The organism is Paenibacillus hunanensis, from assembly GCF_014645615.1.
GTDB classification, from domain to species: Bacteria; Bacillota; Bacilli; order Paenibacillales; family Paenibacillaceae; genus Saccharibacillus; species Saccharibacillus hunanensis.
In genome coordinates, this window is record NZ_BMMB01000003.1 from 218,402 (window position 1) to 241,397 (window position 22,996).

General features: G+C 45.5%; 17 protein-coding genes. 3 read left to right on the forward strand and 14 right to left on the reverse strand.

Annotated elements, in window-relative coordinates:
* Positions 1 to 64: 64 nt before the first annotated feature.
* Positions 65 to 601, reverse strand: a complete 537-nt coding sequence (locus IEX62_RS07265; protein WP_229685669.1) for a MerR family transcriptional regulator — start codon at positions 599 to 601, stop codon at positions 65 to 67.
* A 539-nt stretch (positions 602 to 1,140) separates the two neighbouring features.
* Between IEX62_RS07265 and IEX62_RS07270 the strand changes: the two genes are divergently transcribed.
* Positions 1,141 to 2,352 carry an LLM class flavin-dependent oxidoreductase gene (locus IEX62_RS07270; protein ID WP_188774770.1) on the forward strand — a complete coding sequence of 404 codons (1,212 nt, stop codon included), beginning with the start codon at positions 1,141 to 1,143 and terminating at the stop codon, positions 2,350 to 2,352.
* Positions 2,353 to 2,776: 424 nt separating this feature from the next.
* Here the strand turns inward: IEX62_RS07270 and IEX62_RS07275 are convergent, their stop codons facing one another.
* The 13 genes from IEX62_RS07275 to IEX62_RS07335 all read right to left on the reverse strand — a co-directional run bounded on the left by IEX62_RS07275 (position 2,777) and on the right by IEX62_RS07335 (position 20,505).
* The gene (locus IEX62_RS07275; RefSeq protein WP_188774771.1) at positions 2,777 to 3,523 is read right to left on the reverse strand and encodes an SDR family NAD(P)-dependent oxidoreductase; all 747 of its coding nucleotides are present in this window, start codon (positions 3,521 to 3,523) and stop codon (positions 2,777 to 2,779) included.
* 480 nt (positions 3,524 to 4,003) lie between these two features.
* Positions 4,004 to 4,180, reverse strand: coding sequence for a hypothetical protein (locus IEX62_RS07280; protein ID WP_188774772.1), 177 nt, complete (start codon positions 4,178 to 4,180; stop codon positions 4,004 to 4,006).
* A gap of 317 nt (positions 4,181 to 4,497) precedes the next feature.
* Entirely contained in the window at positions 4,498 to 6,228 is a 1,731-nt protein-coding gene (poxB, locus tag IEX62_RS07285) for a ubiquinone-dependent pyruvate dehydrogenase (protein WP_188774773.1), read from the reverse strand.
* 115 nt (positions 6,229 to 6,343) lie between these two features.
* A complete protein-coding gene (locus IEX62_RS07290; protein ID WP_229685670.1) occupies positions 6,344 to 7,066 on the reverse strand; it encodes a GNAT family N-acetyltransferase in 723 nt (240 codons plus the stop codon).
* Between the two features lie 2,236 nt (positions 7,067 to 9,302).
* On the reverse strand, positions 9,303 to 10,250 hold the full coding sequence (gene lipP1 / locus IEX62_RS07295; RefSeq protein ID WP_188774774.1) for a LipP1 family hormone-sensitive lipase: 948 nt from the start codon (positions 10,248 to 10,250) through the stop codon (positions 9,303 to 9,305).
* Between the two features lie 207 nt (positions 10,251 to 10,457).
* A complete protein-coding gene (locus IEX62_RS07300; protein WP_188774775.1) occupies positions 10,458 to 10,856 on the reverse strand; it encodes a hypothetical protein in 399 nt (132 codons plus the stop codon).
* A 62-nt stretch (positions 10,857 to 10,918) separates the two neighbouring features.
* Positions 10,919 to 12,040, reverse strand: coding sequence for a 5-methyltetrahydropteroyltriglutamate--homocysteine S-methyltransferase (locus IEX62_RS07305; RefSeq protein ID WP_188774776.1), 1,122 nt, complete (start codon positions 12,038 to 12,040; stop codon positions 10,919 to 10,921).
* Positions 12,041 to 12,049: 9 nt separating this feature from the next.
* Positions 12,050 to 12,982 (reverse strand): LysR family transcriptional regulator, encoded by a 933-nt coding sequence (locus IEX62_RS07310; RefSeq protein WP_188774777.1) that lies wholly within the window; start codon positions 12,980 to 12,982, stop codon positions 12,050 to 12,052.
* Positions 12,983 to 13,436: 454 nt separating this feature from the next.
* Entirely contained in the window at positions 13,437 to 15,362 is a 1,926-nt protein-coding gene (locus tag IEX62_RS07315; protein ID WP_229685690.1) for a sensor domain-containing protein, read from the reverse strand.
* Between the two features lie 966 nt (positions 15,363 to 16,328).
* A complete protein-coding gene (locus IEX62_RS07320) occupies positions 16,329 to 17,885 on the reverse strand; it encodes an acetate--CoA ligase (RefSeq protein ID WP_188775052.1) in 1,557 nt (518 codons plus the stop codon).
* A gap of 416 nt (positions 17,886 to 18,301) precedes the next feature.
* Positions 18,302 to 18,895: a ferric reductase-like transmembrane domain-containing protein gene (locus tag IEX62_RS07325; protein ID WP_188774779.1), complete on the reverse strand. Its 594-nt coding sequence runs from the start codon at positions 18,893 to 18,895 to the stop codon at positions 18,302 to 18,304.
* Positions 18,876 to 19,859 carry an FAD:protein FMN transferase gene (locus tag IEX62_RS07330; protein ID WP_188774780.1) on the reverse strand — a complete coding sequence of 328 codons (984 nt, stop codon included), beginning with the start codon at positions 19,857 to 19,859 and terminating at the stop codon, positions 18,876 to 18,878. The genes IEX62_RS07325 and IEX62_RS07330 overlap by 20 nt, the downstream gene beginning before the upstream one ends.
* A gap of 148 nt (positions 19,860 to 20,007) precedes the next feature.
* Entirely contained in the window at positions 20,008 to 20,505 is a 498-nt protein-coding gene (locus IEX62_RS07335; protein ID WP_188774781.1) for a hypothetical protein, read from the reverse strand.
* Between the two features lie 259 nt (positions 20,506 to 20,764).
* Between IEX62_RS07335 and IEX62_RS07340 the strand changes: the two genes are divergently transcribed.
* Positions 20,765 to 21,439: a response regulator transcription factor gene (locus IEX62_RS07340; RefSeq protein WP_188774782.1), complete on the forward strand. Its 675-nt coding sequence runs from the start codon at positions 20,765 to 20,767 to the stop codon at positions 21,437 to 21,439.
* Entirely contained in the window at positions 21,405 to 22,856 is a 1,452-nt protein-coding gene (locus tag IEX62_RS07345) for a sensor histidine kinase (RefSeq protein ID WP_188774783.1), read from the forward strand. The genes IEX62_RS07340 and IEX62_RS07345 overlap by 35 nt, the downstream gene beginning before the upstream one ends.
* Positions 22,857 to 22,996 lie beyond the last annotated feature (140 nt).

The window sequence follows — 22,996 nt, forward strand, 5'->3', positions numbered from 1 at the left end:
TAGAGTTCACTCTAGGTCAAGTCCTCTTTTCGATGAATGCACGATCTCGTTATACATGACCCTGTTAGTTTACAGTAGAGCTTGAAATCGAGCTTGAAATATAATTTTCATATACATTGGCTTTATTGGTGATCACATCCAGACATTCATTTAGATGCTGCATCTGATCGACCACACGCTGCTGGTGTTCTTTTAAAATCGCCAGACGTTCATGCTCATTGCCCGGTCCCAATCGAACCAGATCAGCAAAGCGCCGAATCTGAGCTATCGGCATACCCGAAGCACGCAGGCAAATACAAATGCGCAGCCATTCCACATCGACCTCACTATAGCGGCGTCTCCCACCTCCATCTCTGGAGACTTTGAGTGTAAGCATCAGCCCTTCACGCTCATAAAAACGCAGTGAATGCACGCTCAGTCCAAGTCGCTCCGCCACTTCTCCGATCGATAGCTGCGCCGAAGCTTGCGGTAGCTTGGTCATGGCTGGTTGTGTCTGGGATTCATCGTTTATTGCTTCATTGTTTATCGTATCGCTTGTCTCGTGAGTTGAGGTTGACGATGCTGTCTCGTTCTGCGAAGCAGTAGAAGCTGAATTGTTCATCGGTTGATTCTCCTTTAAATGGAACTCCAAATTGGATCGTACAATAATAAAATCGGGATACGAGTTAAATCGCACGAACAGAGTAATAGGTTGAAATACGACTTCCTCTTATATTCGTGCAGATTAAGCTATTGCTGTTCAGGCTGAGCTGGTCTGGTATGATGTATTCGAATTTTGGAACCCTTTTCTATACTTTTTATATGCCGTTCGTATACGGTCAGTGTATTCATATAAGGTCAGCTTTATCTTACCGGAAGCTGAGTTCATGTACCAGTTTACAATAGAAACGACATAGAACCAAATGCGGATACCCGCCACTTCAATCGGTGATATTGGTCATGAATCGGCTCGGTTTAGATCGTTGACACACTAGAAGGAACATGCTAGTATTTTTATACCAAGTATGTTTGTCGGATTAGTTTGTAACTCATTCATCATGCTACTGTATGTGATGTTCTATCGTATGGATGCAGCTAACGAATGAGGTCTGACCGTGAATTATGCACTATTACTTCTCTCTATATAAAGGAGCTATCATTATGTCTTCTGATTCCATTTACCGTGATCAAGTTGAATTTGGCTGGTTTATGCCTACGATGGGCGATGGCACAAGCCTGGGGCGTGATTCCGAGCGTAAGCCAACCCTTGAATATTTGACCCATGTTGCTCAGACAGCCGAGAAGTCGGGCTTTGAATTTGTGCTGATTCCAACGGGCGGCGCATGTATTGATTCATGGGTTGTTGGTTCTGCGATTATTGGCGCAACTACGACTCTCAAGCCACTGGTGGCGGTACGTCCGGGTCTAATCGCTCCTGTCCTGACTGCACGTATGGCAGCGGCACTTGATCAGTTATCCGGTGGACGCGCTCGCATTAATATTGTGACGGGTAGCTCGCCGGATGATCTGGAAGAGCTTGGTGATCCACTCGCCCGAGCACATGATGAGAAATATGCGCGTACACGTGAATATCTGGATATCATTAAAGGGGTATGGGCACAGGCTTCTGGACTCGCTTCGACTGAATTCGGTGCGGGTGTAGACGCGTCTATTACGGATGATAAGCTCCATTATAAAGGGGAATATTACGAAATTAACGGCGGAAAAAGCCGCCCGGCTACAGTTCAGGAGCCAGGCCTGCCAATCTACTTCGGCGGTAGCTCGCCTATGGCAAAAAGTGTAGGTGCTGAATATTCCGACGTATTCCTCATGTGGTCGGAGCCGCTGGACATGATCAAGCAGCAGATCGAGGAATTGAAGGAATCACAGCGTCAGCATGCCGAGCGTACAGGAACATTACGTCCACTTCGTGTAGGAATGCGTGCTCAGGTGCTGGTACGTGATACGGAAGAAGAAGCATGGGAAGCTGCTCGCAATCTGATCAAGGATATCGATCCTGCAACGATTGAGCGTGCCAAGGCTGCCTTTAGCAAGACAGGTGCCACCGGACAAAATCGTCAGAACCAGATTCGCGATGCAGCCGCAGCTAATGACTTTATCGTTGGGCCAAATCTGTGGGCAGGTCTGTCCAATGTTCGTTCAGGTGGAGCACTGATGTTTGTCGGTACACCGGATCAAGTATCGGATCGTCTGCTAGAATATGCAGAGGCTGGTGTCACTTCATTTATCCTTTCAAGCTATCCACATCTGGAGGAAGCCGCTATTTTCGGTGAAAGTACCTTGCCTTTGTTTAAGGAAAAATGGAGTCGCCGCGCAGCTCAGCAAGAACAAGCGGCAACCGCACAATCCTAATCAATATTGCTAGCAAAAGGAGTATAGCTGTCGCTTGAAAGGATGGACTATCGCTAATTAGAATGTGTGAAATCGGCTATATCCAATGCGATATCTATTTACAATCAGCTTGAAGTAAAGACTCCTAAAAGATAAATTGCACTTGTCCTATACGAATCAACGGTCGTAACAAATAACAGCCAACCTGACGAACTCCGTCGGGTTGGCTGTTTGCTGTTCGTAACTATTGCTTCTTCTATTGTTTGCTTGTAATGACTACACTAGATTGTTCATGTGCGATTAGCTGTTCATGACTGTTCCATGTAGTTGTCTGCTGTCTAGCTCCAGCTTTGTCACGGCTTAACTTTTGCTAGCTATGGATTGCTCTAAGAAGAAGCTACTTTGCTTGATTCAGACTATAAGCTGCTCCGTGCTAGGCTACCTCCTACTCGATATAGATCATCTTACGAGTCATCCCACCATCGATAATAAGTTCTGCTCCTGTAATAAATGAATTGTCCTTAGACGTAAGGAACATACAGGCACGCGCAATATCGTCTGGTTTACCAACACGACCGGCTGGATGCTGCTTATGATCCTCTAGCTTCAATGCTGCATAGTCGCCATTTTCGATCCAGCCCGGGCTGATACAGTTCACTCGAATATCGTCCGGCCCCATCGATATAGCTAGAGCATGGGTCAATGCGGTAATCCCACCTTTGGATGCTGCATAGGCTTCGGAATTAGGCTCCGACATATGCGCACGTGTGGAGGAAATATTCACAATACTGCCCCCATGACCATCACGCATCACTTTACCTGCTTCACGCGATAAGAGAAAGCAACCACGTACATTCGTATTTAACACACGATCCCAATCCTCTACTGTCAACTCGTACGGCGATACCCAGTGTCCGATACCTGCATTATTAATCACTACATCGATCTGCCCGGTTGTCTGCACCGCTTCCTGAACGAGATGCTTAATCTGCTCTTCATTTTGCACATCGCATGGCAAATAGTGAGCTTGTCCTCCCTGCTCTCTGATCGCTGCGGCTACCGCTGCACCTTCCGATTCAGCGACATCGCTAAGAAATACTGTAGCACCAGCCGCTGCGTAAGCCTCTGCGACTGCTCGTCCAATTCCCTGTGCAGCTCCGGTAACGATAACTGTGTTAGATGTGTAGTCCATATGTTATTCCCTCCATCCTCCGATGCTTGTCGGAGACTTATTGTATACATGCTTATTAGCACTCTAGTCTTAGCTTTGGCTCCATTCACCTTTAGATAACTGGATATTGCTATCTTACCAATGAATATAGCTTGCTATATAAGCATTATTCAACGTCTTTTAGACATGCGAAACGTTCCTGTATGTATCGCTCGTTTGGGGCTAAGCTTGTTTAACTTTTCTTGAATGACTTGTAATAATTCCATCGTAATCGCTTGTTATTAATTGCTGGCTGATCATTTCTTATTGTTAATCGTTTGCTATATCTATAAACAGCAAAAACCGCTACACTTCTCGATCGAATGAAGTGTAGCGGTTTATGAACTGCCAGGAATGACTTCTTTCCCATTTGAAAATGAGACAGTACCCATAATTAGCCATGTGTCAGACTGCTTTTGTCCGATATAACCGCCATTTACGCCGGCGCTCGGCGTATGAAGCTTACGCATAGTAGGCGTTAAGCAATTGCTGTGTATCATCCTTCTCACCATCGAATAGCCCTTGATCTGCCCAGCATGCGAGACATGTTTCTTCATCCTGACATTTCTCTGCTTCCTGACAGTTGTAGCACAGATCCATGTAATACTTGGTAAAGTTCTCGTTGACGTTGGTTCTCATCTTAATCATCTCCTTGTATTTTCTACACCTTCATCATAAACGATGCATAGAGATTATAATGTGATTTTTTTCACAATAGAGATGGAATTTTAAATTATTTTTTATGTATATGAGCTAATCTTTAAAATATGTACTATGAACTAATAAAATATGCGGTATGAATTACCCTTTATAAATCAAGCTATAAATCAAGCAGTTACAGATTCACCCTTGCTCCTGTACAGGGCATCTCACCCTACTAAAGGCTGGAAGAGTGAATCTATATACTGCTCATTTATGATGTTGTATTCAACGGATCGTAGCTAACTACCCGTCGATTAGCGGAACAAATTACTTTTCGCCAGATCGATCAGCTCATCTCCGCGTCCATTCATAATTGCCTTGGCCATCCAGAGCGAGAAGCCTTTAGCCTGCTGCATCGTAATCGTCGGTGGCATTGACAGCTCCTGACGGTTAACGAGTACATCGAGCAATACCGGCCCATCATGGGACATCGCTCGTGCCACAGCATCCTCTAGCTCTTCCGGGTCTTCTACTCGAATCCCTTGAATACCGAGCGCATTCGCCACCGCTGCAAAATCAGTCGCATGCAGATCGGTACCGGATTCCAGATAGCCGCCTGCTTTCATTTCCAGCTCTACAAAGCTCAATGCACTATTATTAAAAACAACAACTTTAACGGGTAGATTATGCTGCTTCAGTGTAATCAGATCACCCATCAGCATACTCAAGCCCCCATCACCGGAAAAGGAAATCACCTGACGGTCACGCTCTGCTGCCTGCACACCGATCGCCTGCGGAAGAGCATTCGCCATCGTACCGTGATTGAAGGAGCCGATCAAGCGACGCTGCTCGTTCATTTCCAGATAACGAGCGGCCCAAACCGTTGGCGTGCCAACATCTGCCGTGAAGACCGCATTGGAGGCAGCCGCATCGCTAACGACCTTCGTCAAATACTGCGGATGCATGCCATGCTTCACACTATTGCCTTTGACTGCCATCTCATCTAGTTCCTCACGTACCTTGTTATAACGCTCAACAGACTTTTGCAGATGATCACTACTACGATCGCCTTCCAACAGTGGCAGCAGCTGACGAACCGTATCCTTCACATCTCCACATACGCCATGCGCTAGTGGAGTGCGGCGACCCAGATTAGCCGCATTAATATCGACCTGCAAAATCGCCGCCTTTTCCGGATAGAACTGACGATACGGGAAGTCTGTTCCCAGCATGAGCAGCACATCACAATCCATCGTCGCCCGATAACCTGATGCATAGCCGATCAGACCTGTCAGTCCGACAAAATACGGATTATCATATTCCAAATGCTCTTTACCGCGTAGAGCGACCACCATCGGTGACTGCAATCTCGCACATAGCTCCATCACCTCAGCATGCGCGCCCTTACAGCCGGCACCACACAGTAGAGTAATCTTCTTGCCTTCGTTCAGATAGTTTGCAAGCAATTGCAAATCGTCAGCAGATGGATGCACAACCGGCTTGGCTGGATAGGCGACACGCTCTGGCACCGGATGACTGGATTCCTCCAGACTTGCAATATCGCCAGGCAGCACAACAACCGATACTGTAGATTTGCCAATCGCAGTTTGAATCGCCATCGTTAACGTACGTGGCATTTGTTTTTCTGTCGTAATCACTTCGCAGAAGTCACTGCACTCCTGAAAAATCTGCTCTGGATGTGTCGCTTGAAAATACCCGCTTCCGATCTCATCACTTGGAATATGAGCCGCAATCGCCAGCACGGGCACGCGATTACGATAGCAATCATACAAGCCATTGATCAAATGCAGGTTACCTGGGCCGCTACTACCTGCACATACAGCGATCGTACCGTTCAGCTCCGCTTCCGCGCCAGCGGCAAATGCAGCAACCTCCTCATGACGGACATGAATCCACTCGATCTTACCGGAGCGACGCACAGCGTCAATGACTGCGTTGAGCGAATCTCCGGTAATACCGAATATGCGTTTTACACCAGCGTTTACGAGTGTCTCTACTACTGCATCTGCGATTGTCTTTTTCATTCATGCTCACCTTCCATATGTGAATAGTATCTTCATTGCTTTTAGATCGTACTTTTAACCGTTATATCGTAATTTAACTCGTGAATTTAACTCCTATCTGTGCTTGCATTAAGTATTATGCGCGTAGCCATACATCCTCATAGCTGCGATCGCGCTTGAACTGCACAAGTGCATAGGAGCAGGTCGGGAAAATCTTCTTGCCTTCCACTCGCGCGGCATGTACGACCTCATCCAGTAAGCCTTTAGCGATGCGACCGCCACGGAATTGTGGATCCACATACGTATGATTGAGCGTCCAGGTATCATTTTCTGGACCCGGGATATACGTAATCTCGCCAATCACCCGCTCCCCAAGCTTTACAAAATAAGCCGGGCCTTCCTTGATTAGCTGCGCACCTTCTATATCCTGTAGCCAGCTGCGGGTATGGGAATCTGCCAGTGCACCGGATGAAGACGTTACCTGTGCAGGAATGGCCTGAGTTTGACCGTTATTAGCGGTATCGGAAATGGAAGCATGTCCATTGTTGGATACTTTGCCGAATAAGCCCTTGATGACCTTAGTGGTCTGCTGAATATCCTTTTTCGTTGATTCGATATGCTGTTTGGACGCGTTAAGGCCTGTACTCGCCTCGCCCAGTGCCTGTTTTAGCTGATCCGCAGATAGCTTGGCCTTTTCCGATGTAGACTTCGCATGCTCCATCGTTCCTTGCAGCTTCTGCTGAACGTTGTCTACGTCGCCTTTTACATCATCCAGCATCGTTTTGATCTCATCCATCGTATTTTTAACGCCATTGATGCTGTCCTTAATGCCCATTAGCTCTTTGATCGGGTTTCTCACAGGATCTCCTCCATTCGTACAAATAGGCTTCTCTTATTGTAATCCTTGATACTGCTATATACGTTACCTTCTATGTTGTCGTAACGGTTCACGTCATTGCGTGGCTGTACATGATGTATTACCCAATTATCACCGGGGTATGACGCAGATGCTTCAGTCTGTTTTCAACGGCATATTCAGCCTTGCAATGATGCTAATATACGCAGCAATTTGTATGTATGGGCAGGCTCATATATTCATACTCATATCATTCGTATATGATCTAGCCTTGCAAGCATTGTGTTGCCAGTTGTGTAATGATCCAATTCTCTTTTTGAAGCATCGATGCAATATATCGTGATCCTAAACCGACTATAATTCGTACTTGTTTTGTAGACTGCTCTAGCTATATTCAGCAGGATAAGCATGATGGATCGATGTTGACATAACTATTTTATCTATTTGCTCATTTCAACTTACAATTGCGTTACAATCGTGCTGTTTCCGAGCAGTCTTTAATTTATTTTTAGCAACAGGATCGTCTGGATCGTCTACATTTTAACAGATAAAAAACCTTATAAGCCCTTATGTATCAAGGGTTTAATTCCTCCCTCATCAATTTCCCAACTGCTGATTTCTAAGCTAGCTACTGAGCAATAATAGCGTAAATGCTCATAAACAAAAGGAAAAAGATGGATTTTAACGTGCGAGGGATTTATTTTACATAAATCGGATTTTACACTCGTTTAACGGTTTTTACATCGCTTTCATTTTCCGTTGACACAGTATATGATGTAGTCATCACCAAACAGCAACGCTTTAACGCAAGACACCAAGCATTGTTGCAGGTGATTCACTCCATCAATTCCTACCATTAGGAAAGGAGAGATTCGTCTAGTGGCGTAAGTTATTGCCTCTTATTCGCTCAACTGCAGAACAAATTGGCGTCCGTGAAAACGCACGATGCGCAGATTGACGAATAAGCACAGCACAGCTTAGACCATTGGACGAGACAAAGGGACAAACTTTTTCAAGCAAGCCGAAACCACTTGCACGAAAGGGGAAGGATTCCGTTGAAACAGGTTAGCGAAGCATACCGGCACGATTTCACGTAAGAAAAGCGTAGTGACAGCGTTTTTCGTGAAATGGGAGTATGCGGGAACGCATAGGATGATGTAATTGCACTGCTGAAAATTGACGAAATGGAAAGTAGGTAAGGAATGAACTGTTTTCAAGCAAACTTAATCAGTTGCTAGGAAGGGAGCAGGATTCCATTGCAATAGCGAAAGCGAAGCATACTATAATCGGCTACACACAGAGGGATGTCCGTGAAAACATTCTTCGTAGTTCGTGGGTATGTGGGAAACTCATCTGATGCGAAACCAGTAACTCTGTAAATTGAAATGTCATGAACGATGAATATGGTTTACGAATAATGAATGATGATTTATGAATGCGGAAGTAAAATGTATATGCACAATGGATGTATCGTAATTATGCAGTATGAGTAAGTATGAAATGATGAATACAATGTTTCCCATTATGAAGAAAGGCTGTGAACAGAGGAAAATGCTATTTTCGAGCAAGCTTGTAGTTACTTGTTAGGAAGGGAGCAGGATTCCAATGAAGCAGGTTAGCGAAGCATACTAGAGCGTAATTCACGCTAGAAAAGCGTCCGTGAAAACGTTTTTCGTGAAGACGTGGTATGCTGGACATCATCCCATATGCAAGGACATGGATGAGGTAATGAGAAATGTACGGACGGCATATGATTCAATCCGGGTGGATTGAATAGCATAGATCGCTCACACGCCTGTAGAAAATGGCTGTGAAGCAAGCATAGCATTCGTGATGCAACGGCATACGAAATTACGCTATGACATAATGAAAACAATCGCTAAACGGTTGTCTGCGTCTGCAGAGTAACGACAATCGGCAGCATGGACGGTGAAAGTAACCATGTCAGGCATGTGGATTGTTCTATAGGAGGATCGTTTACAATTGAATATTGCTGTTAATGATTAAACCCCCGTAGCCTTGTTAATTCAAGTATACGGGGGATTTAAATTTGTGCGGATTGAGCGTGTTGTCGCCCTTAGTTTATGGATGCAGGGGAATTCCAATAATAATCATCGAAAGCGAAAAAGGTATATTTCATATTAGCATAATTGCTAAAAAGACTATCACATCAAGATCAAGTGATAGTCTTTTAATCTATTTATATTCAATTTTCAGCTGACCTCACATTAATAGCTTCTTACTCCTTACCTTTTAACCAGTCTCCGATTTGTTCGCTCGCTTTGCGGACAGCTTCCGCGGAGCGAGGCAACTGGAGCTGAGAGACAAAACCGTGGATCATGCCATCGTAACATTCGTAATGGACTTCATTGCCACTTTCTTTCAGGCGTTCAGCATATTGAGCACCCTGATCGCGTAATGGGTCATACTGTGCAGTGATGATAAGCGCTGGTGGCATGCCGGTTAGATCATTAGCGAGTAAGGGTGAAGCGTAGGGTTCTGTGGCATTTTCTTCACCTTTGAAATAGCTTTTTTCGAACCAGCTCATGATCTCGGCGGTTAGGATATAGCCCTGACCATTTTCCTCATAGGATAGTGTGCCTTCTCCTTTGCCAGTGGATGGATAAAAGAGCAGCTGCGCGGCTGGCATCGTTGTACCGTGATCCTTGGCGGCGAGACAGACGACAGTTGCTAGATTGCCACCTGCGCTATCCCCGGCTACGGCAATACGCGAAGCGTCTAATTCCCATTGCTCGGCATGCTCGGTAATATAATGGAACGCATCATACGCATCCTGCATCGCCGCTGGGAATGGATGCTCAGGCGCCAGGCGATAATCAACAGCAATCACACAGCAGCCTGATCCTACAGCGATACGACGACATAGCTCATCATGCGAATCCAGGCTACCGATGACCCAGCCGCCACCATGATAAAATACAATGGCAGGTTGTGGTGTACCTGCTTCGTTTGCAACAGGTTTATAGATGCGTAGCTTGATTTTGCGATGCGGTAGCTTGATTTTTTCCTTTTTCACCTCATAGAGCGACGTCGGTTGGGTGACCTGCTTGCGCGCCATTCTTGCTTCGATGATCCGAATCATTTTGGGATGTATTTTGTGAATCGGAGGAATCTGCAAACGATTGAAATTGTCTACCATCTCCTGTACTTCTGGGTCCAGTGCCATGATGTTCACACTCCATTCATTGTATATATTGTATTACCCAGTATTTTCGTATGTTGTTTTCATAACATATGAATTCTTATTATTCTAACCTTTTACAAAAATACGCTTCAAATAGCGCAATGAATCATATACTTTTACATTTATAATCCAAATAAAAAACGCTTCTACGATTAGAAGCGTTTTAAAAAAGTTATAACTAAAATCGAACTATAATGAGCGAGCTAAAGTCCATAAATTCTGCGGAGAAATTCCGTTAGAAAGATAAGGATTAGCAGTAACATATCCCATTACTTTACCTTTATAAACTAAAATAGGAGGCGTAGATGTATATCGGTTTGTAGCACTGTAAGAAGAATATTTACTACCATAGGTTCCATAGGAATTCCATATACTTGTGGTACTATACTTACTACCATATGCTCCATAAGTATTAAATACAGAATAAGTATTAAATGTATTGGTAGAAAGTGACCCTAAAAATACACTACCATCATTGGAGTATACATATAAATTCTCTGGATTTATATATTCCGTTGCTTTTACATATGAAGTTTGACTAAATCCAAGCAAAAGCAGCACAAAAATTGCTATCAAAAATTTATTCACGTACTTGCCCCCTCACCTATATTATCCCTATTTTAGAAATAATGTAGATAAATAGCAAGCAATTATACCGAACTGCTATTCCACACCTCATTCGCCGTTTCACGGACAAGGCGAATCTTATTCCACTGCTCCTCCTCGGTCAGCATATTGCCTTCCTCCGTCGAGGCAAATCCGCATTGTGTACTCAGACAGAGCTTATCCAGCTCAACAAAGCCTGCTGCCTCAGCGATGCGTTCCTTGAGCATATCCTTGCTCTCCAGCCCTCCGTGCTTGGTCGTTACTAATCCCAGCACGACAAACTGATCCTCAATATAACGTAGCGGATGGAAATCGCCGGAGCGCTCATTATCATATTCAAGGAAGAACGCATCGACCTTCGTATGGCTGAATAGCTCTTCCGCTACTGGCTCATAGCCTCCAGCCGCGAACCAGGTCGAACGGAAATTGCCGCGGCAGACATGGAGGGCGATCACCATATCGTCTGGACGCTCGGCAATACTTTCATTGATCAGACGGACATAATCGCGTGCGAGCTGATCCGGGTCCTGTCCGCGATTGCGGATGAGCATGCGGTGACGGCTGCTACACAGTGTCCCCCATGTCGTATCATCCAGCTGTAGATAGCGGCAACCCGCATCGTAAAAGGCTTGAATCGCATCACGATACACTGCGATAATATCTTGATACAGCTCCTCGGTATCATCGTACACATCATTTCCATTATAGCTTTGTACAAAATGAAAGAGTGCTGGTGATGGAATCGTCATTTTGGCTACGCGGTCGCCTGCCAGCGTTTTCAAAAAGCGAAAATGCTCCAGCATCGGATGATCGCCGAAGGAGATTTTATCCACGACTCGGAAGCTTTCAGCACGGTTGCGATTATCGATCCCTGCTGTCGGCAAGCCAATCTTCTCAGTGCCCTGTACACCAAAGAAGAAATCCAGATGCCACCAGCCGCGACGGAATTCGCCATCGGTCACCGTTTGCAGTCCCATTTCCTTCTGCTTATTCACGAGCAGGGTGATTTCCTCGTCCTCGATCACTTTCAGTTCTTCCGCGCTGATCTCGCCACTTTCAAATTGAAATCTTGCCTCCCGCAGTGTCTCCGGACGCAGGTAACTACCTACGATATCACAGCGAAATGGAGGATGAATTCTGCGTGTGCCTGTCATTGGAATGGACATATGCTCCTCCTATAATAAGAATTGATTCATATTTAGATAGCTATTGGATACGAGATCATTCAGGATATCGATATATTTTGAAGCGATATCGCTTGGCTTGCGATCCTTATGTGCGATCCAGCCCACTGTAAAGTCTTCTGTCGTCTGTAAAGGTACCGAGATTAGTTGCTCATAGTTAAACTGGGATACGAGAATTCCCGTACCAATCGTGTAGCCATTAGTACCGGCTAACAGATTCGCCAGTGAGGCACGATCGTTCACCTTAATACTCTTCACCACATTAGAGAAGCTAACCATTTCCTCGGAAAAATGGAGCGAGTTATTCGCACCCTGATCAAAAGTAATGTACGGATACGCGCTTACATCCTGAGTTGTCACATATTCCTTCTGCGCCAGCGGATGACCAGAACGCACGAAAATATGCGGGCTGGTGTTAAATAGTGGCGTAAACATCAGATTCCCATCGCTAAACAGCTTGTTCATCACCTTGAAGTTACGCTCATTAATGTACAAAATGCCGATATCACTGCGCAATGTTTTCACATCTTCGATAATATTGTACGTCTGCGTCTCACGCACATGCAGATTGTACTCGTTAATATCACTCTGTTCCATTAGCTTCACAAACGCATCGACTACGAATGCATAATGCTGTGTGGATACAGAGAAATGAATCAGGTTACGCTTGCTACCATGATAGCGATTCTCGATCAGCTCAGCCTGTTCGATAATCTGGCGCGCATAGCCGAGAAATTCCATCCCTTCCACCGAAATGCTGATTCCCCGATTCGTTCGGTCGAAGATGGAGATTCCCAATTCATTTTCCAATTCCTTGATTGCATTGGACAGGCTCGGCTGGGAAATAAAGAGCCGCTTGGCGGCCTCGTTCATCGAGCCGCAATTTGCGATTTCGATCGCATAGCGGAGCTGCTGGAGTGTCAATGCCGTTCCCCCTTTGACTTGGCAGCCTGCCCGTTCACGTCCAGGGCAGACCCATTCTATCGTAACACGGAGTTATCGTAGCATAGATGCACTATACAATCCAAGCCCTCACCTAGAAAAGTTTACTCGTCTCTATCAGCTTCCAAGTGATTAACACACGGTGAGGAATACTTTATTTGCATTCCGTATCTATATGATCTAACTTCATCTAATCTAAAGGAAATCATCGTACTATGTAAAAACCGATTTGCATAATGCAAACCGGTTCCTTTTTAAGGTGGATGTGATTCTTTTATTATAAATCAATTTAAAGCAATTAAGCTGGAGCTAGAGACTGCGCAACTTTATATTTTTATATTATAAAATATACTGTAATTTTAATAAAAAACTTCGCTCGCTGTCTATTCAAAGCCTTTCCCAACAGGCTCATGCCTGACTTGCTTTTCGCGATTCTTTAGGAAGGGCGCTTCATATGAATTTTACGATTAAGCATCCACTGCTCAAAAGCTTCGACTGCCATTGGACGCCCATAATAGTATCCTTGAATATAATAGCAACCCAGCTGCTGGAGCATATCCACATGCTCCAGTGTCTCGACTCCTTCTGCAAGCACATTCATATGCAGTCGATCTGCAAGCTCTAATACAGAGCGTACCACCGCTTCATTACGAGGATTACGATCAATATCAAAAATAAGCGAGCGATCAATTTTGATAAATTGAAATGGAAATGCTGTTACTGTACGCATAGAGGAATAGCCGGTTCCAAAATCATCAACAGCAAGGGTTACCCCCATGCTAACTAGCTCATCGCACATTGCTATCACATGCTCTTCTTCACGAATCGCTGCACTTTCAGTAAACTCCAAGCATAGCTGTCTTGGCAGTAATCCGGTAGTTTGAAGCACGGTTGCGACCTTATGTGAGAATGCAGGATCGCTGAGCTGACTTGCAGAAACATTTACCGAAATCTGCATTTTGTCACAGCATCCATCCTTCACCCATTTAACAGCTTGTCGTGCCGCTTCCAGCATCACCCATTCGCCAATCTGACGAATCATTCCACTCTGCTCCGCGATCGGAATAAAATCCTGGGGGGAGACAAAACCTAGCTCAGCCGAATTCCAGCGTAATAACGCCTCAGCACCAATAACTGCACCACTACGGCTATCCACTTGTGGCTGGTACACTAGCGAAAACTCATCACGCAGCAAGGCTGTTTCTAAGCCCTGTTGCATAAGCAGATATTGCTCAGCTGCATTTTTTAACGTTTCATTGAATAGATGATATTGATTGCGTCCCATGCGCTTAGCAGCATACATTGCTGTATCTGCATTACGGAGCAGTATTTCTGTATCCCGTCCATCTTCCGGTGCTATGCAGATTCCAATACTACAGGAAACATGATAATGCTTATCTCGCAACACAATCTGCCGTTCGAAGCCATGCAGAATCCGGTTGGCAATATTGGTAGCCACTGCATCCCCCTGACCAGGAGCAAGCTCAACTAACAAAGCAAACTCATCTCCGCCCATACGTGCAACTATACTATTCTGCGGCGCCTGTAGACGGATTAACTGTGCAACATCGATCAGTAATAGATCACCAGCAGAATGACCCATCGTATCATTAATCCATTTAAAATGATCCAGATCCATCTGCATCACCACTACACGCGTATTATAGTCACGAGAACGTTCCAGTGCCTCTTGCAAGCGTAGATTGAATTGATAACGATTAGCCAGACCGGTCAGTGAATCGGTGTAGGCTAGCTCGATCAGCCGTGCTTCATTTTGTTGTTGCTGCGTAATATCTCTGACCAGCAGATAACAATGCATGACACCTTCAATTTCCAAAAAGTCACTATTCACTTCTACAGTATAGGGTATTCCTTGACGATTAATAATTTGCACCTGCAAATCCTGTTGCATTTTACTATTCTGAAATGCCTGACGAATCGTCTCTTTGTAGCTCGCATGCTTATCAGGTGGGATGATTTCTAACAGATCAATATCCTCTCCATTTGATATACCAGCCAGCTGATTGAATGCTGGATTCGTTTCTACCGTTTTACCCTCTGAATTGATTAATGCGATTCCACTGCTGGACAATGTGAACAACAGCTTGTATCGTTGTTCCGCCACAGCAAGAAACTGATGCTTGCTCATAGCTACGCGTAGTGTGCAAGCAAGTATGAGCCCAGCATATGTCGGCAAGCTATCCAGAGGTATAATCGAGCTCTCTCCCGTCATCTCGCTCGCGATAAAGGCAAATACTAGCCAAACAGAAGCAAGGCTGCTTCCACGCATAATGGTCAGCATCATCTGCTGCTCACGCTGATACATGCGTCGACGCTTCAGCTTCCTGTAACCGGTGATCATAATCAACAAGAGATAGCTCAGCGCGTACCCCGATATGCAGAGGAATAGCGTATCAAAGCCTATCGTATGAACCTCTACTCTCCAATGTTGCCCCTGAGTCAGATCGAGGTAAAACATATTCGGCTTCAATAATATCAATAGAATAGCAACTAGCGGAGGTGACGCTGCTATATGCAATAGGATTCGCGGAAAGCGGATTCGGCTCAACAAGGTAAAAAAGTAAATAAGTAGACTCATTGCTATAAAGCTAAATATATACGTAGCTTGAGGGTTAAATAATTGAACAATGTCATAATCTAATACTTGAGTCAAAAAATCACATAAAAATATAAGCGACACGCTGCTAATCAACACCATAGTCAACTGATGCAATGGATTATCTGGGTGGCGTAGTAGTATTTCCACAGCCAGAAAGCCGAGCAGAACAAAGGGAACAAAAGACAATAATAAAGAATTTAAAAACACATACATAAGCTCGTCCTCCAACAACAACATACACAACCTAAGATAGTTATCGAACAAAATCGTATTAAAATGTATATCTAATAGGCTTACTTATATGAATTCTTTTTTAATGAAGCCTATATTGTTTGTGACAGGCTTATTTGGCGAGAACAAATATGGACGAATATGGATTATGTAGGATAATGCTGTATATTTTAACTATTATGAATTTTTCATTACATGTATTTTTATATTCATATTAAATTAGACCAACTTCTACGGTTTATAAGTAATATCATAAATAGCCCTCCAGGTAGCTATTGTAAATATCGCTAACTGGAGGGCTATTCTATATATTCTGTATATTGCGGATTCTATTTCATCATTCTAATCAACATTGGAGCAGTATGCCAGTATATTGAAAAAGATCACACATGGTATCTAGATAATGGTATATCGATATATCTAATTCATCGTCTATCCATCTCAACTTCATTTCCGAATGAGCTCGATGGTGAGGAATTAGTCCTGTCCGTGTTGAGCACGAAAGGCACGCTTTTCAGCATCGCGTAGCTCAATTCGGCGAATTTTACCAGAGCTTGTTTTAGGAAGATCGGTAACAAATTCGATTTTGCGTGGATATTTGTATGGAGCTGTCCAGTTTTTGACGTGATTTTGTAGCTCTTTGACCAGCTCTGGACTGCCTTCTACACCGTCACGCAGTACGATGAATGCTTTGACTACATTGCCGCGAATCTCGTCCGGGCTTGCTACAGCGGCACATTCTTTGACAGAAGCATGCTTCATCAGCGCTTCCTCTACTTCGAATGGCCCAATCGTGTAGCCCGAGCTAATGATAATATCATCGCCGCGCCCTTCAAACCAGAAGTAGCCTTCCTCATCCCGACTTGCACGATCACCTGTGACAAAATAATCACCACGAACGCTTGCTTGCTTACGCTCCGGGTTAAGATAATACCCATGGAATAGGGCAGGCATATCTGTACGTACTGCGATATCGCCTACTTCGCCAGCTGGAAGCGGCTTCCCATCCTCATCAATTACCTCTACCAGTCCAGGTGAGATCGATTGTCCCATCGCTCCCAGACGAATCGGTGCATCCTTCAGGTTACCGATAATGAGTGTACTTTCCGTCTGTCCGTAGCCATCGCGAATCGTAATATTAAAATGACGCTCAAATGTATGAATGACTTCCTGATTCAGCGGCTCGCCTGCGGATACTGCGCTACGAAGCTGAGACAGATCGTATTGCTCCAGACCTTCGGTTTTTGCCATCAAGCGATATTCAGTTGGTGTGCAGCAGAGCACATTAATGCGATGCTCCTGTAGCAGCTCCAGATAACGATGCGGCTTGAAGCTACCGTTATAAGCCAGTCCGGTTACGCCCCAGCCCAGTACAGACAGGAACGGGCTCCAGATCCATTTTTGCCAGCCTGGTGCAGCGGTAGCCCAGACGATATCGCCCTCACGAATATCCAGCCACGGACGAGTAATACGCAGATGAGCGTAGCCCCAGCCATGACTGTGCACTACGCCCTTCGGATTCCCTGTTGTGCCTGACGTGTACGCCAGAATCGCCATATCATCACGATGCGTATCGGCAGCGGTAAAGCTACCAGGCTGCTGTTCCATCAGTTGATGCAGTGCATGCCAGCCTTCTGCTGGTGCTGCGGTCTGATCAGCAAATACACTGATTTTCCAGGCCCAATCGGGCAGTTCTTCGTCGATGCTGTCTACTTCTGAGGTGACACTCGACCATGCAATAACCGCTCGTGCGCTCGAATTACGCAGACGATATGCCAGATCCTTAGCACGTAGCATTTCAGAGGATGGAATGATAATGATGCCGCTTTTCAGGCAGGCAAGATAAATAACATAGGCGATAATCTGTCTTGGTACCATGACCAGTACCTTATCTCCCTGCTGTAAGCCGAGCTGCTTCAAGCCATTAGCAAGCTGATTTGCCTGCTCCAATAAGGCGCCATATGTGATATCCTCATGATTGCCTGCTTCATCAAGCCATTTCAGGGCAAGGCGCTCAGCTGGATGTTTTTCCATTTCAGAGGTGATGTTATAACGTTCAGGTGCAATCCAATCTTGATAATTCAAATTTCATTACTCCTTTGTATGGGCCAAGTATATGGATAGCCAAAAGTATTTCATATAGTATAGCACGTCTTAAGACCAGGTTCTAATACTAATTTAACATTGGTAGCATTATATCATACTTGGACGCAAAAACGCATAGATGGCACGTGGGCTGCTCATGCAGCTTCCATGCATCTATGCGCTCATATCGACGTTATAACGTGAATGAAGAATGAGGTTACGTTGAATTCTTGACGTTGATTGGTTACCTTGAGCCCGTGCAGTTTATCTATAGTCGATACCGACATCGTGCCTTGTGTGTAATGATATGAGTCGCCTCTGTCCCATCGAATCCATCTATGCTCGCTCATCGCTATCGATACCGATTACGCTGTAGCAGTTGGTTTAGATGCAGCCGGCTTACGTGCGGCTGGCTTTTTGAATAAAAAGATACGTGCGAATAGCAGTACAAAAGTGATTGTAGCGGTAACGATATACATCCAGAAAATCGGTGTAGACTTCACATCGGTACCGAGCAGCATACCATGCATCAGTGCCATGCCATACGTAGGCAACGCTAGAAAATGAATCGCACGCCAGACCTTTTTACCTACCTTTTTCATCATATCAGAGCTGAGCATAATGATCAGGAACAGATACAGTGTAATCGTTCCTAGCCCGGTCAATACAGGCTTGTATGGAGCTGTAAAGGGAATGAGTATATTCCAGATCGAATAATGAATATAATCATCAAACACAAGCACCAGTCCATGCACCATCCCAAATAATAACCCGAACCAGCCGCACCATTGATGAATCAAGCTGATGACGGCTTTCCGTTTTCCTTTGGCAAAGCTACTGCCTTGCAGCAGACCTGCGCTGACGGCTACGAATAATAGTAAATACGCAGTTAAGCCTGCTGCGCGCGATGTATACCATACACTTAAATATTGTCCGATCTCATGCCATAAGCTGCTCATAAGCAATCCACTCTCCCTGTCTCTTCCATTGTCCATATTGCTGCAATGGGCCGTCAATTACACACATGCCATCGCTACGTATTCCGATCATCGCTGCATCACTACATTGTCGCCGTAGCCAGCTCGCTCCTTCTTCGACTCCGAGAATGAGTACACACTTCGCATACACCTCAGAGCAGGTTAGCGATGGACTGAGCACGGTCATTTGCACCCATTCCGATTGTGCGGACGTTCCGCTGCGTGGATCGATTAAATGATGATAATGCCGCTGGTCGCTCCCCTGCCAGCTTCGACGCAGCACGCTGCTAGTGGCGATACCGACATCCGCAGTTAGCTCTATCGTCGCTGCTGTCCGGTTATCCTGCCACGGATCAGCAATCTCTACATGGTAGTCTCGCTGTTGACTGCCCCACACAACCAGATCGCCACCTGCATCAATCATACCGCTCTTTTCTCCCTGCTCTTGTAGCATATTCGCCAGCTGTGCTGCACTCCAGCCCTTGGCAATGCCGCCCAGATCAAGCTGCACGTCTGTATGCAGATGGATCGTTTTCAGGATCGGGTCAAGCGTATATTGTTTGGGTCTGGTAGCTCTATGAGCTGTATAATCCATACCTGCTCTATTCCCGCGCTGTTGCTTGTTCGCTAGAATTCGCGTGTCAGCAGCATCCCAATCCAGCGTCTGATCATAGCCCAGCTGACATAAGAGCTGTCCCATAAACGGATTAAAAATACCATCTGTCACCTCGTAAAAATGCAGTGCTTCACGTACAGACTGGTATAGAAGCGCGGAAGCATAGAAGGGATATCCTATCTGTGCATTAAGCTGAGACAGCTCACTGTCCGATTGAAAACGACTTAAATGTCGCTCCACAAACGCAAACCATGATTCCGCCTGTAGCTCATGCGCTGTCGATAAGCCTGCGGTATGAAAGCTCGAATTCATTGCTTGAAAATGATGCATACCGTTCCCTCCTGTCTTAACCGCTGATGTATAAGGATGATCCTTACTTATTTCGATTAGGGTTATAAGCGTGATTCGATTTCTATTCCATGTCATAGGCGAATGCTTATACATTTACCTGCATTGCTCGTCAGCAGCATGATGTCCATCAGGACGCATGTGTACGTGGACGAACGGTTGTCTCTGTCGAAGTGGAGGTTGATGTTTCGGGTGCAACGGTTGTCTGCTTTTTAGTCGCAGTGCTTGAAGAGCTGCTCGACGCAGATGAGGATGTACCTGTCGAGCTATGCTTGCTTATAGTCGACTTTTTCGTTGTTGTACCGCTATGAGTAGCGTTATGGGCAATCGAATCGCGATGCTTCGCTGCCGTGAAGGTTGGGGCTGCTGCCGTCGCTTCTACATAGCTGCCATTTTGCTCATTCGTTTGATCGGTTTCTTTTTGCCACTGATCCTTTAATGAAGCAGCCACCTGCTGATCATTATCCGTCGCTGCTGCGGCAGCCGTATTGGTGCCTGTTGTTGTATCGGTAGCTGCCGAGGCGGAAGTTGTAGCCTTACCTGTATATCCGATAAAACCGACAAAGCCTGTAAATACGAGTGCACTGGAGACACCAGTCGCCCATTTGATTAATGTTTGATTTTTCATAAGGATCACATTCCTTTATTGTAGGATGGAAAGCGGACTGTACGAAGGTTATCGCTGCTTGATGGTACTGAGTGTAATAGGCAATGGTGAAATTATGGTGAAAATGTGACGGTTTATATCTTTTTTTTAGCTGCTATGATAAAAACGTGATCATGACGCCGATTGCGCTGAGCATGTAGCTGAATTTCATTCAATTTTCACTCAAACATGATATGCTGGAACTAGTATGAATTACGTTATAGAGAGAAGAGGGAATGCGATGCACGTGCTACTGGCTGAAGACGATACGCGTCTGGGTGAATTGATTGTACACATGCTACAAAAAAAGGCAGGCTACACAGTAGACTGGGTAACGACTGGCAATGATGCCTATGCTCATGTGGAGTATGGCTCTTATGATATTTTGATTCTCGATTGGATGATGCCTGAGGGTGATGGACTCAGTCTGTGTACACGACTTCGTAAGGAAAGCTATACGGGCGCTATTCTCATGCTGACGGCACGCGATGCGCTACAGGATCGGATCGATGGTCTGGATGCTGGTGCAGACGATTATCTGGTGAAGCCCTTTGAGATTGGAGAGCTACTCGCTCGGTTACGCGCGCTATCCCGCCGTAATTATGCACCGATTCAGACAGAAGAAATGAAATTCGGTGAGCTTGTGCTGAATCGCAACGAGCAATGTGTCTCGCTGGACTCGCGTTCGGTACAGCTGACGCCAAGGGAATTTCAATTATTCGATCTACTTGTACAAAATCGTGGTGTGGTGCTGACACGTGAGGTTATTCTGGATCGAGTATGGGGAATGGAAAGCGATGTGGGGCCAAAAACGATTGATGCCACCATCAAGCTGCTACGACGCAAGCTTGCCGAGTTAGACAACAAGGAGCTGATTCAGAGTGCAAGAGGGCTCGGTTATAAAGTGGACAAATAAGTGGCTGCTTCGCCGCCGTCCGAACGATAATATTTTCAAGCAAACGCAGCGTAGCCTGACCTGGAAATACAGTATGATCCTGATCGCCTTCCTGCTGCTATTCGTCATCATTTTGTATGCCCTGCTCTACTATCTGCTTATCTTTAGTCCAACGATTGATGTGCATGAAACGATGGAGCAGAAAATACATGGCTTGATGCAGGATCGTGAGGACGACTCCGACGATTCGCTGGACGAATATATCGAATACTATACGCTGTATGATACGTATGCGATGGGCAATGTGCTGATCGAGCCGAGCGGTGAGATCAAGACGGGAACGTCGATCTACTCTGCTAGCTTGAAGACGCTGATCCAAAAGGCACGAGCCAATGGAATAACACTTCCTGTGAATCGCAGTCAGCATATAGTGCTTGAAGGTAGTGCTATTCGTTTACCAGAGCAGCGGCCGGATAAGGATGCTCCGAAAACAAAGCAGCAATCGTTATCAAAGAATGCGTTAACCCCGCAGCCGATTCGGATGATCATTACCGGAGAGCCGATTTACAATAAAGGGCAACCGATTGGTACGCTATATGTCGGTAAGGATGTAACGGGTTCGTATCATCAATTTTTCAATCTGATGATGTGGCTGGGAGCGGCATTTCTACTCTTTTGTGCACTGGCTGTATATTTTAGCTATCGTATGGCGGCTAAGGCGATGGTGCCGATTCTGGCATCGTATGAGCAGCAGCGTAAATTCACTGCCGATGCTTCCCACGAGCTACGTACACCGCTCAGTGTACTACTGTCTTCGATCGATACACTTCAAATGGAGGACTCGGTGGAGCAGAATCCATTTGCCGCTAAAGTCGTGAATAATATGAAGGAAGAAATTCGGCGGATGATTCAGCTATCGGGTAGTCTGCTCACGCTGGCGCGTTCTGATTCGGGGCATAGCGAGCTGAATCTGCATGAGCATCGGCTCGAAGCAGAAGCGGCGCGCACGATGGAATCTATTCGTCCGCTTGCTGAAGCAAAGGATATTCAGCTGCATTATGAGTATGATCCCCATGCTTCATTTACGATTTGTTGTGATGTGGAGCGCATCCGCCAATTGCTTATCATTTTGCTGGATAATGCAGTTAAATATACGCCAGAGGGTGGGCAGGTTGCGCTAACGCTTGAATCGATCCACGAAAAGCCGCATGGTGTGCTGATCAAGGTGCGTGATACAGGAATAGGCATCCCGACAGAGGATCAGCCCCATGTGTTTGACCGCTTCTATCGTGTGGATAAATCGCGTACGCGCCAGATCGAAGGCTATGGGCTTGGATTATCGATTGCACGCTGGATTACAGAGGCTCATGGAGGCTCGATTCAGGTGGAAAGTGTACTCGGTGAGGGAAGTACGTTTACAGTGCGATTGCCGGAGTGATAGTGTGCATTCGATCGATGTTAACGATGCGAGGATGGGGATACTTGAATAGCCTGGCTGTGTTTTTACAGATTAATATAGTAGCATGCTGGAGCATTCATCTCTGTATTTAAATTAGCCAAATGGATATAACGGATTAA

What these genes read in the sequence shown, in the direction of transcription:
- IEX62_RS07265 (WP_229685669.1), bottom strand. Translation starts at nt 601, where the DNA reads ATGAACAATTCAGCTTCTACTGCTTCGCAGAACGAGACAGCATCGTCA.
- IEX62_RS07270 (WP_188774770.1), top strand. Translation starts at nt 1,141, where the DNA reads ATGTCTTCTGATTCCATTTACCGTGATCAAGTTGAATTTGGCTGGTTT.
- IEX62_RS07275 (WP_188774771.1), bottom strand. Translation starts at nt 3,523, where the DNA reads ATGGACTACACATCTAACACAGTTATCGTTACCGGAGCTGCACAGGGA.
- IEX62_RS07280 (WP_188774772.1), bottom strand. Translation starts at nt 4,180, where the DNA reads ATGAGAACCAACGTCAACGAGAACTTTACCAAGTATTACATGGATCTG.
- poxB (WP_188774773.1), bottom strand. Translation starts at nt 6,228, where the DNA reads ATGAAAAAGACAATCGCAGATGCAGTAGTAGAGACACTCGTAAACGCT.
- lipP1 (WP_188774774.1), bottom strand. Translation starts at nt 10,250, where the DNA reads ATGGCACTGGACCCAGAAGTACAGGAGATGGTAGACAATTTCAATCGT.
- IEX62_RS07305 (WP_188774776.1), bottom strand. Translation starts at nt 12,040, where the DNA reads ATGTCCATTCCAATGACAGGCACACGCAGAATTCATCCTCCATTTCGC.
- IEX62_RS07315 (WP_229685690.1), bottom strand. Translation starts at nt 15,362, where the DNA reads ATGATCACCGGTTACAGGAAGCTGAAGCGTCGACGCATGTATCAGCGT.
- IEX62_RS07320 (WP_188775052.1), bottom strand. Translation starts at nt 17,885, where the DNA reads ATGGAAAAACATCCAGCTGAGCGCCTTGCCCTGAAATGGCTTGATGAA.
- IEX62_RS07325 (WP_188774779.1), bottom strand. Translation starts at nt 18,895, where the DNA reads ATGAGCAGCTTATGGCATGAGATCGGACAATATTTAAGTGTATGGTAT.
- IEX62_RS07330 (WP_188774780.1), bottom strand. Translation starts at nt 19,859, where the DNA reads ATGCATCATTTTCAAGCAATGAATTCGAGCTTTCATACCGCAGGCTTA.
- IEX62_RS07335 (WP_188774781.1), bottom strand. Translation starts at nt 20,505, where the DNA reads ATGAAAAATCAAACATTAATCAAATGGGCGACTGGTGTCTCCAGTGCA.
- IEX62_RS07340 (WP_188774782.1), top strand. Translation starts at nt 20,765, where the DNA reads ATGCACGTGCTACTGGCTGAAGACGATACGCGTCTGGGTGAATTGATT.